This window comes from Salinicola sp. CR57 (assembly GCF_003206585.1).
GTDB classification, from domain to species: domain Bacteria; phylum Pseudomonadota; class Gammaproteobacteria; order Pseudomonadales; family Halomonadaceae; genus Salinicola; species Salinicola lusitanus.
Genome location: NZ_PZJL01000001.1, coordinates 153,971 through 166,091 on the forward strand (window position 1 = coordinate 153,971; position 12,121 = coordinate 166,091).

Annotated in this window: 12 protein-coding genes; 6 read left to right on the plus strand and 6 right to left on the minus strand. The window is 65.8% G+C overall.

All coding sequences use genetic code 11. From position 1 onward, the window contains the following. Positions 1–37: 37 nt before the first annotated feature. The 4 genes from nrdH to DOM56_RS00730 all read right to left on the minus strand — a co-directional run bounded on the left by nrdH (position 38) and on the right by DOM56_RS00730 (position 3,174). On the minus strand, positions 38–262 hold the full coding sequence (nrdH, locus tag DOM56_RS00715; RefSeq protein WP_071230919.1) for a glutaredoxin-like protein NrdH: 225 nt from the start codon (positions 260–262) through the stop codon (positions 38–40). Positions 263–652: 390 nt separating this feature from the next. Beyond that, positions 653–1,555 carry a phosphogluconate dehydrogenase (NAD(+)-dependent, decarboxylating) gene (gene gnd, locus DOM56_RS00720; protein WP_110707061.1) on the minus strand — a complete coding sequence of 301 codons (903 nt, stop codon included), beginning with the start codon at positions 1,553–1,555 and terminating at the stop codon, positions 653–655. A 51-nt stretch (positions 1,556–1,606) separates the two neighbouring features. Then, positions 1,607–2,815: a 5-demethoxyubiquinol-8 5-hydroxylase UbiM gene (ubiM, locus tag DOM56_RS00725; protein ID WP_110707062.1), complete on the minus strand. Its 1,209-nt coding sequence runs from the start codon at positions 2,813–2,815 to the stop codon at positions 1,607–1,609. Positions 2,816–2,985: 170 nt separating this feature from the next. Continuing rightward, the gene (locus DOM56_RS00730; RefSeq protein ID WP_110597683.1) at positions 2,986–3,174 is read right to left on the minus strand and encodes a hypothetical protein; all 189 of its coding nucleotides are present in this window, start codon (positions 3,172–3,174) and stop codon (positions 2,986–2,988) included. A gap of 248 nt (positions 3,175–3,422) precedes the next feature. On the opposite strand from DOM56_RS00730, the gene DOM56_RS00735 reads away from it, so the two are divergent. Further along, a complete protein-coding gene (locus DOM56_RS00735) occupies positions 3,423–3,893 on the plus strand; it encodes a DUF2501 domain-containing protein (RefSeq protein ID WP_157958129.1) in 471 nt (156 codons plus the stop codon). Between the two features lie 109 nt (positions 3,894–4,002). Here DOM56_RS00735 and DOM56_RS00740 read toward each other — a convergent pair whose 3' ends face one another. Then, a complete protein-coding gene (locus DOM56_RS00740) occupies positions 4,003–4,899 on the minus strand; it encodes a LysR substrate-binding domain-containing protein (protein WP_110707064.1) in 897 nt (298 codons plus the stop codon). Between the two features lie 124 nt (positions 4,900–5,023). Here DOM56_RS00740 and DOM56_RS00745 point away from each other — a divergent pair, with 124 nt between their 5' ends. The 5 genes from DOM56_RS00745 to DOM56_RS00765 all read left to right on the plus strand — a co-directional run bounded on the left by DOM56_RS00745 (position 5,024) and on the right by DOM56_RS00765 (position 10,624). Beyond that, the gene (locus DOM56_RS00745; protein WP_110707065.1) at positions 5,024–6,001 is read left to right on the plus strand and encodes a TDT family transporter; all 978 of its coding nucleotides are present in this window, start codon (positions 5,024–5,026) and stop codon (positions 5,999–6,001) included. Between the two features lie 103 nt (positions 6,002–6,104). Continuing rightward, the gene (locus DOM56_RS00750; RefSeq protein WP_110707066.1) at positions 6,105–7,130 is read left to right on the plus strand and encodes a serine hydrolase; all 1,026 of its coding nucleotides are present in this window, start codon (positions 6,105–6,107) and stop codon (positions 7,128–7,130) included. Then, positions 7,127–8,746, plus strand: a complete 1,620-nt coding sequence (locus tag DOM56_RS00755) for a gamma-glutamyltransferase (RefSeq protein ID WP_110707067.1) — start codon at positions 7,127–7,129, stop codon at positions 8,744–8,746. Before DOM56_RS00750 ends, DOM56_RS00755 begins: the two co-directional genes overlap by 4 nt. Then, a complete protein-coding gene (locus DOM56_RS00760) occupies positions 8,743–9,696 on the plus strand; it encodes a glyoxylate/hydroxypyruvate reductase A (RefSeq protein WP_110707068.1) in 954 nt (317 codons plus the stop codon). Before DOM56_RS00755 ends, DOM56_RS00760 begins: the two co-directional genes overlap by 4 nt. Positions 9,697–9,826: 130 nt before the next feature. Further along, the gene (locus tag DOM56_RS00765; RefSeq protein ID WP_110707069.1) at positions 9,827–10,624 is read left to right on the plus strand and encodes an HAD-IIA family hydrolase; all 798 of its coding nucleotides are present in this window, start codon (positions 9,827–9,829) and stop codon (positions 10,622–10,624) included. 43 nt (positions 10,625–10,667) lie between these two features. Here DOM56_RS00765 and hemG read toward each other — a convergent pair whose 3' ends face one another. Continuing rightward, complete coding sequence (gene hemG / locus DOM56_RS00770; protein ID WP_110707070.1) at positions 10,668–12,095, minus strand: protoporphyrinogen oxidase; 1,428 nt, start codon at positions 12,093–12,095, stop codon at positions 10,668–10,670. Positions 12,096–12,121: the final 26 nt, after the last annotated feature.

A 12,121-nucleotide genomic window follows, 5' to 3' on the forward strand; every position in this document is an offset into this window, starting at 1 on the left:
GAAAGATTCAAAGCCTGAAAGATGCGAAGCGATCGGATCAGGCGACCAGCGTGCTGATCTTGTCCGGACGGAACCCGGCCCAGTGATCTTCACCCGCGACCACGACCGGCACCTGGCGGTAGCCGAGGTTCTGAACGCGCTGCATGGCATCGGCGTCTTGGGTCAGATCAACCACGGTATAGTCGATTCCTTGCTTGTCCAGAGCGCGGTAGGTGGCGTTGCACTGGACGCAGGCCGGCTTGCTATAGATCGTGATGCTCATGATAACCATCCTTGACAGGGAAAGACGCCATCGACAGCCGATGGTGCAGGCTATGGCGGTTAGGAAATCACGGTTTCGCACCGCTCCCGCCGCCTCTGGAAAAACACTATATATGGTAGCCGGCGGTTTTTCCAAGCATAGATGTGGTCTTTTTCTGTCAACATCCTGTGGATAATTTCGGATGACTCGGGAGCCCGCATGGTAGCCGGCTTCCCGCCCTGTCAAGGTCGAAAATCGAGTGTGGTTCCAACCGAAAACGCCGGAAGAGTTGTGTCTTCCGGCGTCTCTGAACACACTATCTGGTAGTGGAAGGGAATGGGTAGGGCAGCGTGACGAAGGTCGATCCAGGCGTGGCGGCGCGACGATGCGCCAGCCACGGAGGCGCTTCGATCAGCGCTTCTTGATCTCGTGTCCGCCGAATTCGTTGCGCATGGCGGAGAGCAGCTTGTCACCATAGGAGTCCTGCTCGCGCGAGCGCAGCCGTTCGAGCAGGGAGAGAGTGATCACCGGCGCGCTGACCTCGAGTTCGATCGCCTCGTCCACGGTCCAGCGCCCCTCGCCGGAGTCCGAGACATAGGGCGCGATACCCTCCAGCGATGGATTCTTTTCCAGTGCATCGGCGGTCAGGTCGAGCAGCCAGGAGCGCACCACGCTGCCGTAGCGCCAGATCTCGGCGATCTGATGCAGATCGAGCTCGAAATCCTTGCGCTCCATGATCGCGAAGCCCTCGGCGTAGGCCTGCATCATGCCGTACTCGATGCCGTTGTGGACCATCTTGGTGAAGTGACCCGCGCCGCTGGGCCCGACGTGCCCCCACCCCTTGTCCGCGACGGGTGCGAGCGCTTCGAACAGCGGCCGGAGCGACTCGACCACGTCGGTCTCACCGCCCACCATCATGCTGTAGCCCTCGGCGAGCCCCCAGACGCCGCCGCTGGTGCCGACATCCACATAGTGCAGCCGACTCGTGCGCGACTGCGCCGCGCGGCGCAGCGTGTCCTTGTACATCGAGTTGCCGCCGTCGATGATCACGTCGTCGGCGGCCAGCAGCGGTTCGAGTTCGGCGATCAGCTTATCCACTGGCGGGCCTGCAGGCACCATCAGCCAGACGATCCTGGGTGACGGCAGCGCGTCGACTGCCGCCGCCAGCGACACCGCCGGCTCGATGCCTTTATCCGCCGCCCTGGCCCTCGCCTCCTCGCTGGGATCGACGCCCACCACGCGATGGCCGTTGCGTACCAGGCGCTCCGCCATATTGGCGCCCATGCGCCCCAAGCCCACCATTGCAAGATCCATACGAACTCCTGTCGAGCGTGAACGGAGATGACGGGGCTGGCCCGCCAGTCGCTAACTTGCCGAACGGGTCAAATGACCGGCGATCAGGCGCCGAATGGGCCAGGCCGTCTCGCCGGCTCTCAATACCGCCTTGCGTAACAGCCTGGCCGGTGGCCGATCATCGGTATAGAGCCCGACGATCGCCAAGGTTGCCGCGAACAGCGGGCCTGTCGCCAGCCGCTGTTCGCGCTGATACCGCCTGAGCAGAGCCGGCGAGGCGATGTCGCGCCCCTGCTGGCGTGCCCCGCCAATCAGCTCCGCCAGCCTGGCGAGGCCCTGCAGGCCGAGATTGAAACCATGGGCCGTCACTGGGTGCATGCCGACGGCGGCATCGCCGATCAGCGCCTGACGGTGGCCGACGAAACGCTCGGCATAGACGCTGACCAGCGGATAACAGTGCGGCTCGGCGATCCGGCGCATGGCGCCGAGCCGATCCTCGAAACGCCGGGTGATATCGGCGTCGAACGCTGCGTCGCTCAGTGCCAACTGCTGCGCCATCGCTTCAGGGGAGAGGGTGAGCACCAGCGACGAGCAGTGGGTATCGACCGGCAACAATGCCAGCGTCTGACCGTAACCGAACCACTCCCAGGCGGTCTGGTCGTGAGGCTCGTCGTGGTGCATCCGACAGACCAGCATCTGCTCGCCGTGCTGGTAGGTACGGGCCGGAATCCCCATGGCCCGCCGCGTGGTGGAAAAGCGGCTGTCCGCTGCCACCAGCAGCGAAGCCTGGATGCGCTCGCCACTGCCAAGCTCGATATCGACCGCTGCCTCGTTGGCCTGGAACCGCACGATCTCGCGTTCGTCGCGCCACAGGATATCCCCCGCTCCCGGCGCTTCCGGCTGCAGGGCGCCGTAGGCAGCCCGACGAATCACCCGATTGGGTACCAGGCAACCCAGCGGGTCGTCCCGGGTGGCGCCCGGCGCGATCTCCATCGCGAACAGTGACTGGCCGTCGAAGACCTTGGCGGCTCGCATTCGAGCCCGTTCAGCGGGATCGATACCCGACCAGACACCGAGCCGATCGAGAATCTGCTGCGATGCCCGGGTCAGCGCGATCTCGCGCCCGTCGTTGCCGGGGTCCGCCATCGCCGACCTCGGCTGGCGATCGATCAGCATCGAACTCACGCCCTGGCGCGACAGCGCATTGGCGAAACAGAGGCCGATCGGACCCGCACCAACAATGGCGACATCGACCTGCGTGGTCGGGATTGAATCATCCATTCCTACCGCTCCCTAGCCTCAATGGGCGTAACGGTAACGGAAAAGCCTTCGGCGGCGAAGTCGCGACGCCTGCCGAGCGCCACGCTCAAGGGGCAACAACGTGGCGCCCGGCGAGACACGAACGGCGCCGAGTTGGCAGCGTCCTGCCGGATCGACACCGTGGCAAGCTCTCAATGCCCTTCGCCATGAATGTTGATGTGCCCGGTCTTGTCCCGGAATATCTTCTCCTCGAACTCGACTTCCAGGTGCTTGTCGCCCTTCTGCCTGAGCCGGTGATACTCCAGGCCACTGAAGCTCAATTCGAGCTGATCGTCGTATTCGTCGAGCAGGCGCTTGAATTCGCCAACGTTGATAATCATGCCATCTCCTTTCTCGAGGGAACGTCGAACTCCTTCCGACACTCCAAGCCTAGACCATGATGCGGGTTCGGAGTTTCCTCTTCGCCTCGAGGATCGCGGACGGTCATCACCGCGCTTGGACAGAAGCGCCTGGTTGCTCTAGCGTAGAGCGGCGCCAGCAAGGCGTCTCATCGCCCTATCATCGATACTCGCGGATCGTTTCACCGAAACCCCGACGGGGTTTCTTTTCCAGCCAGGAGTATGAATTCATGAATCTTCGTTTCCTCTCCGCCGCCCTGTTGACCGCGTCCATCGCCGCCTCCCCCATGGCGTCGGCTTTCAGCTTCGACAGCGTCAAGAAAAACGCCGGCGAGATGATGTCCGGGCACTCCTCCCAGGGCCAGGGGTCAGGCACCACCGGCGGCGCCTCGCTGCTCAGCTCGCTCGGCTCCGGGTCGATGAATCTCGGCAGCATGCAGAATGTGGCCGGAGTGCTGGGCTACTGCCAGCAGCAGGGCTATACCGAGAGCACGACAGACCAGGTCAAGAGCCGCCTGCTCGAGAAGGTCGGCGGTCAGAGTCAGGCCAAGGAGGATGCCGGTTATCAACAGGGCCTGAACGGCCTGCTGCAGGGCGGCAATGGCCAGACCTTCAGCCTGACCAATCTCAAGGAGCAGGCAGGTAAAAAGGCCTGCGGCATGATCACCGACAAGGCCATGTCCTCTTTCCTCGGCGGCTGACACCCGCCCTCGCGCCATTCAATCCCGCTCCACGGGCGTCCCCGCCGCTCCCGGCTCACGGCAACGGGGCGCCCGTTCCTGCGGCGACGGCCATCCTCGCCGCTCCGGGTCAAGGCGGATCATCGGCCTCGTCACGTCGCCGGCAGAACTCGACGAATCGCTCGATCAACGGACTGCGATACTTGTCGCGGTGCAGCACCAGACTGAACTCCCGGGTCATATCCAGGTCCAGTTCGATCTCCACCAGACGTCCATCTCTCAAGGCGTGCCGCGCCTCCAGCGCGGAAAGGCAGGTCAGCCCGAGCCCGGCCGCGGCGGCGTTGATGATCGCCTCCGCCGAGTTGATCTCCAGGCTCAGTTCCCACTGGGGCAACCGCGGGGCGATGAACCGCATGAACTGCTCCCGGGTGCCGGAGCCCGGTTCCCGCAGCAGCCACGCGTACTCTGCCAGCTTCTCGACCGCCACCGGCCCCAGGGCTGCCAGCGGGTGATCGCGGGAGGCCGCCACCAGCATCCGGTCGCGGCGCCACGGCAGCACGTGGAAACGCTCTCCGGCGACGCGGCCCTCGATCATGCCGACGTCCAGCTCGAACGCTTCCAGCGCGGTGCAGATCGATGCACTGTTGGCGATGGTGATCCGCTGATCACGATGCCCGCTCTCGACCCGGAAGTCCCGCAACAGCGCCGGCAACAGCTGGTGACCGATCGTGTAACTGGCGCCGATGTGGAGATGCCCGCCCAGGGCATCGTTGTCGAACAGCTGCTCGATCGCTTCGCTGCGGGCCAGCAGCTCGTCCGCCATCGGCAGCAGCCGCCGCCCCTGGTCGTTGAGATAGAGTCGGTTGCGGTGGCGATCGAAGAGCGTGCGACCGCACTGCTTCTCCAGTTCCGCCAGCGCGATGCTGACCGCCGGCTTGGTCAGGAACAGCGTCTCTGCCGCCGCGGTCAAGGTGCGCTCGCGCGCCACCGCGACGAACACTTGAAGCTGACGGAACGTGATCGCCATTGCTTCCTCTCTTTCATCAAACCTCGTTCGTTAAATTTTACAAAACGACAAGTAAACAAAGTTAAAATATAACGATAGCGCAAAATGCCATAAGGTGTCTCCATCGATCATGAGGAGACCCTCCATGCCGACCCTGACCCAACGTCTTCAGACTGCGCCGACGCCGATGGCCGGCCTGGCGCTGGGGATCTCCAGCCTGGGCTGGAGCTGGGAGAGTTTCGCGCCCCTCGAGGGCAGGGCGCAGTTGGCCGGTGCGATAGCCGCGACGGTGCTGCTGCTGATCCTCAGTGCCAAGTTCGTGCTTCACCCTCGGCTGCTATGGACGGACCTGGCCCACCCGGTCGTCGGCAGCGTCGTGCCAACCTTCGCCATGGCGCTGATGGTGGTCTCGAAAGCCGCCGGTGAATGGCTGGCGCCGTCCGTCGGTGTCGCGCTCTGGCTCGTGGCGGTAGCGCTGCACCTGAGCTTTTTCGTCGCCTTCGTGGTACACCGGGCGCAGGCGTTCGAACTCCACCACATGGTACCGGCGTGGTTCGTGCCGCCGGTGGGGATCATCGTCGCCGACGTGGCGTTTCCGGGCGTCTCGGCACTGCATCCGTTGGCGATCGGCCTGCTCTATCTCGGCATGGGTCTCTACGCCATCCTGCTGCCGGTCATGATCTACCGGCTGATCTTCGCTGATGAGATCCCCGATCCCGCCAAGCCGACCATCGCCATCATGGCGGCACCGGCCAGCCTGTCGCTGGCCGGCTACCTCACCGTCGTCGAAACACCGTCGCCGCTGCTGGTCGCCCTGCTGGGAGGCATCGCGGTCCTGATGACCCTGATCATCTATCTGGCCTTTTTCAAGCTGCTGCGCCTGCCCTACAGCCCAGGATATGCTGCCTTCACCTTTCCCATGGTGATCGGCGCCACGGCCCTGGCGAAGACCGCCGACTGGATGCAGACCCACGGCTTCAGCACCCACGATGTCGCGATCGTCCACGCCCTGGCAACGCTGGAGGTGATCGTCGCCAGCGTCATCGTCGGCTACGTGACGCTGCGCTATCTCGGTTTCTATCTGCGTGGCTGGCGTGCCAGCGCCCTGACCCGCCCGGTCTGAAAAGCGCCCTGGACTGGACCGAGCCGACGGCCCTGCGTGGCAGATCGCGCCGGCATGCGCCACACTCGGAAACATGCCGACTTCCCTGAAAAACCCTCGCGACATGCCTGCCTGGCGTCTCTGCCTTGTTGGCCTGCTGACGCTGCTGCCGTTCGAGCCGGCGGCCGCGGCCCTGGCCGCCGACAAGCGGGAGAGCGTCGTCGAGCGCGCTGGCGCCCTGCCGCGCAGCCATACCCTGCTGGTCGCCATCGATGGCGAGACCGTCATCGATGAGGGCTTTCGCGGCCACGCGACCGACGAGACGGCCAATATCAAGTCGCTCTCCAAGACGCTGATCTCGGCCCTGGTGGGTGCCGCCATCGACCGCGGTGTGATCGAAAGCGTCGATCAGCCCGTCGTCGAGCTGCTAGGGGCGCGGGTCCCCGCGGATGTCGACCCGCGCGTCAGCGACATCACCGTCGGTAACCTGCTGTCGATGCAGGCCGGCCTGGAGCGCACCTCCGGCGGCAACTATGGCGCCTGGGTGACGAGCGCGAACTGGGTCGGCGATGCCCTGACGCGCCCCTTCGTCGCCGAGATCGGCGGGCGCATGCTCTACTCCACCGGCAACAGCCACCTGCTCTCCGCCGCACTGACCGAGGCCACCGGGCGCAGCACGCTGGCGCTGGCCCGGGACTGGCTGGGCGATCCGCTCGACGTTGCCGTTCCGCCGTGGACGCGGGACCCGCAAGGGATCTACTTCGGTGGCAACGAGATGGGCCTGACCCCACGAGCATTACTGCGATTCGGTGAGCTCTATCGTCAGGGTGGTGTGCATGAGGGACAGGCCATCATCTCCGCCCAGTGGATCGAGCAGTCGTGGCAGCCCCGCACCCGCTCGTTTTTCAATGGCGATGACTACGGCTATGGCTGGTTCATCACCGAACTCGCCGGCGAACCGGTCTACTACGGCTGGGGCTACGGCGGCCAGCTGCTCTACGTCATCCCCTCTCGCGCCATGACCGTCGTCATGACTTCCGATCCCACCCCGCCCTCGAACGGCAGCGCCTACAACACCCGTGTCGAGGCACTGGTCAGCGAATTGATCGAGGCGACAGGGAATCAAGACAACGAGGAGCGCACGATGTGACACGATCCCATCACGATATCGACAACTGGACCCTGACCACGCCAGCCGCGCGCTCCCCGGACGGCGTGGTCGCTTCCCAGCACCGTTTGGCAGCGCAGGCGGGCGCCGCCCAGCTCGATGCCGGCGGTAACGCCATCGATGCCATCGTCGCCACCGCCTATGCGCTCAACGCGGTCGAGCCATGGATGTGCGGTCTCGGCGGTGCCGGTTTCATGGTGATCTGGCTGGCGAAGGAGCAGCGCGCGATAGCCCTCGATTTTCAGGGCACCCTGGCGGGTGATACCCGCCTCGAGGACTATCCGGTCGATCCCGGCCTGCCGGCGACCCCCATGGGCTTCCCCGGCGTGGTCGATAACGCCAATATCGAAGGCTATCGCTCGATCACCGTACCCGGCGCCGTGGCCGGGCTCGAACATGCGTTGCGCCGTTTCGGCACGAAGCCGCGTGCCGAGGTGATGGCACCGGCAATCGCGCTGGCCGACCGCGGCCTGCACGTCGACTGGTTCACCAGCCTGCAGATCGGTGTCTGCGCCAGGACGCTGGCCCGCGACCCGATATCGGCCTCGATCTACCTGCCTGGCGGTCATCCGGCCACGCCCGAGAGCCGGCTACGCATTCCACAGCTCGCCGGGACGCTGCGCGAGATCGCCGAGGCGGGCGCCGAGAGCTTCTATCGCGGTGCCCTGGCCGAGCGCATCGTCGCCGACCTTCAGGCCGGCGGCTCGCGTATCTCGCGGGAGGACCTCGCTGCCTACGAGGTGTTCGAGTATGCCGCCACGGCCGCCGAGCATCGCGGCTATACGCTATACACCCCGGGCGAGGTCTCCGGCGGCCTGCGCCAGCGCGAGATGCTGGCGCACGCGCTCGACGCCATGCCTACGCCGCCGGAAAACCCGACACCAGAGACCTGGCTCGTCTATGCCGAGGCGCTCGAGGCGTGCTGGAAGCAGCACAAGATTCGCAACGGCGTGCTGAACGCGGCCGACGGCGAGAATGGCGCCTGTACCTCGTCGATGTCGTCAGTGGATGCCGAGGGCAATATGGTGGCGCTCACCTACACGCTCCTCAATCGCTTCGGTTCCGGCGTCACCCTGCCGGCGACCGGGATGCTGATGAACGACAGCGTCAGCTACTTCGATCCACGCCCCGGTTACCCCACCACCATGGCGGGCGGCAAACGCATCAACGCCTCGAACATGTGCCCCACCGTCGCGGTGAGGGGCGGCGAGGCACGCTTCTCGGTGGGCGCCTCTGGCGGCAACCTGATCATGCCGGCGGTGACCCAGGTCGCGGCGCTGATGATGGATTTCGACATGAGCCTGGAACAGGCCGTGCACCATCCGCGTCTCGATGCCAGCTATCGCGGCTCGGTGCGCGTCGATCCCCGCTTCAGCCCCGAGACGCTGGCGCGGCTGGGCGAGCGCTTCGCGCTGGAGATCGCCCAGCCGCTGGTATTTCCCAAGCTCTACGCCTGCGTCTCGGCGGTCTCGCGGGACCCGAAAACCGGCGAATGTATCGGCATCAACGATCCCACTCAGCCGATCGGCGGGGGCGCCGCGCCGGCGCCGTTTGAGCTCGATCCGCTCACCGACGCTGCGCCGGAGGTACGCCCATGATCGCATTTAAGGAACGCGCCACGATCATCGTCTCGATTTCCGATACGGCCAAGATCGGCTGGTGGATCGAGCAGCTCCAGGCGCTACTCCCGAGCTGGGCGATCCGCCCGATCCACGATCCAGGCGATGTTGAGGCGGTCACCTATGCCGTCGTGTGGAAGCCGAAGACCGGCGCGTTTCTCCCCTTCCCCAACCTCAAGGCAATCGTCTCGCTGGGCGCCGGGATCGATCATGTACTGGCCGATGTCGAGTTGCCACGCCGGGTGCCGATCATTCGCACCGTGGGCACGGATCTGACCCAGCGCATGCGCGAATACGTGGCGCTGCACGTGCTGCGCCATCACCGCGACATGCCGACCATCACCGCCAATCAGCGCGAGCGGCACTGGCAACAGTTGGTGGTGCCGCCTGCCACCGGTCGCACCGTCGGCGTCATGGGGCTGGGCAATCTGGGGAGCGCGGCGGCTTCCACGCTTTCCGCGCTGGGTTTCGAGACGCTGGGCTGGTCACGCACGAAGCGCGAGATCGAGGGGGTCACCACCTACGCCGGCGACGCCGGGTTCGATGATTTCATCGGCAACTGCGAGATTCTGGTCTGCCTGCTGCCATTGACCGAGGCGACGGCGGGGATCCTCGACGCCGAGCTCTTCGCCAGGCTGCCGCGAGGTGCCAGCTTGATCAATGCCGGCCGGGGTCAGCATCTTGTCGAGGCGGATCTCGTCGCGGCCCTGGACGAGGGCCAACTGAGTCACGCTACCCTGGATGTCTTCCACGTCGAGCCGCTGCCGAGCGAACATCCGTTCTGGTCGCATCCCAGGATCACGGTGACGCCCCACATCGCCTCGCTGATCGACGCCCCCACCGGCAGTCGCATCGTCGCCGCCAATATCGAGCGCTTCGAGCAGACCGGGCATGTCGATGATCTGGCCGATGCCACACGCGGATACTAACCCCACCCGCACGGCAGCCTGGCAAGGCGCTCCATCAAGGTCGCCCGCACGTCCGCGCGACAACTTGCTAAACTAACGGGGCAAGCGATTCGATACCGATCATCTCTTCACGCGCACGCTAAGGGGTCCCATGGCCAGCAAGAAAGACAACACCGCGAGTCGACGCAACATCAAATCCTGGTTGACCGATATGGATGGCGTCCTGGTCCATGAGAACAAGGCCATCCCGGGCGCATCGGAGTTGATCAATCAGTGGCGGGAGCGGGAGATTCCGTTTCTGGTGCTGACCAACAACTCGATCTTCACCCCCCGCGATCTCAGCGCGCGCCTGCGACACAGCGGCCTGGAGGTCCCCGAGGAGAAGATCTGGACCTCGGCACTGGCGACGGCGGCGTTCCTGCGCGACCAGGCACCGGGGGGCTCGGCCTTCGTCGTCGGCGAGGCGGGCCTGACCACCGCGATCCACGAGGCCGGTTTCATCATGACCGATGCCAAGCCGGACTACGTGGTGATCGGCGAGACCCGCTCCTACTCCTTCGAGGCGATCACCAAGGCGATTCGGCTGATCAACCAGGGCGCCCGCTTCATCTGCACCAACCCGGACGCCACCGGGCCCAGCCAGGAAGGCGTGCTGCCGGCCACGGGCGCGGTCGCCGCGCTGATCACCGAGGCGACGGGGCGCAAGCCGTATATCGTCGGCAAGCCCAACCCGATGATGTTCCGCTCGGCGCTCAACAAGCTCGGCGTCCACTCCGACGGTACCGGCATGATCGGTGACCGCATGGATACCGATATCGTCGCCGGCATCGAAGCGGGCATGCACACGGTGCTGGTACTCAGCGGCATCGCCGACAAGGCGGAGATCGAACGCTACCCGTTCCGACCCAAGGAGATCATGTCCTCGGTGGCGGAACTGGTCGACAAGTAGCCTCGGAGACGCATCGAGGCGGCGCTCTCCGCGCCGCCTCGCTTCAAGTCTCCGACAGCAGACGCTCACCCAGCAACCGGCCATTCTCGAGGCAGTCCCCTACCGCGATCCCCCCGCGCCAGTTGCCCGCCAGGTGCAGCCCGGGATGGGCCTGAAGCGCCGCGTCCAGCGCCTCGATGCGCTTCAGGTGGCCGAGTTCGTACTGTGGAATCGCCCGTGGCCAGCGGATGACGCGCTGCCATACCGGCTCGCCATGAATCCCCAGGAGATCACCAAGATCGTCGATCACCTGCGCGACCTGGGCCGCATCGTCGCCGTCGGCGGCATCCGGGTCCTGGCGGCCGCCGATGAAGACGTTGAGCAGCTTGTGCCCCGCCGGTGCCCGATGGGGAAATAGCGTCGACGAGAACAGCGCACCGAGCGTGCGCCGTCCCTCCGAGCGGGGAATCAGCACCCCGAAGCCATCCAGGGGGTGGGCGATCTCCTGCTCGCGAAAACCCAGCGCGATGGCGTTGACCGGCGGATAGGCGATCGCCGCCAGCGGCTCCGCCAGGGCCGAGTCCATGGGCGCCAGCAGCCGTGCCGCCACTGGGGCCGGCACCGCGAGCACCAGCGACTTGGCGCGCCACACCTGCCCTAGGCGGTCCTTCACCTCCCAGAGCTCGCCGTCACGATGCACGCTGACGATATCGCACCCGGTGTGGATCGCGGCCGTCGGCTGCGCGTCGATTCGCGTGGCCAGGCGGTCGGCCAGGTGCTGGAGACCGGCGGGGAAACTGACCAGTTTGCCGCGCCACTCGGCCGGCACCGGCGAAGGCTCGCGGCGAGCCTGGCGCAGGCGCTTGAGACCGCCGAGGATCAACGAGCGGTGCTCGCGCTCGATGGCCGCCAGCCGCGGCATCGCTGCCTGGACCGACAGCCGGTTCGGATCACCGGCATGGACGCCGGAGACGAACGGATCGACCATCCGCGCGAGAATCCGTGGGCCGAGGCGGCGTTCGACGAAAGCGGCGAGGGTCTCCTCCGCTGCGCTCGCGCGACCGATGAAGGGTTCTCGAACCAGCCGTGACCAGCCACGCCAGCCGATGAGCGGGCTGGTCAACGCCTCGGCCGGTGTCATCGGCAGCGCCACCGGTTTGCCGGCCATCACCACGAAGCGCTTGTTGGCGATGGCGTTGGCCGGCTGCGCCTCGTCGAGGAGATCGAGCTCCTCGAGCAGCGCGTAGAGCGGGGGTTTCATGATCACGGTGTTGGGACCGTGTTCGATCTGCCATTCGCCGTCGCGCTCGGTGCGCAGGTTGCCGCCCACCCGGTCGTTGATCTCGAGCACGGTGACCTGCTGGCCGCGCTTGGCAAGCGCCCAGGCAGCAGCGAGGCCGGTGGCCCCGGCACCGACGATCAGGGTGTCGGACGGGGCGTCATGTCGGTCGGCAGGCGTGTCGGCCGGGGCATCTGGAGCATGGCTGGTCATGGGAGCTCGCGCGGGAGAGTGTCATG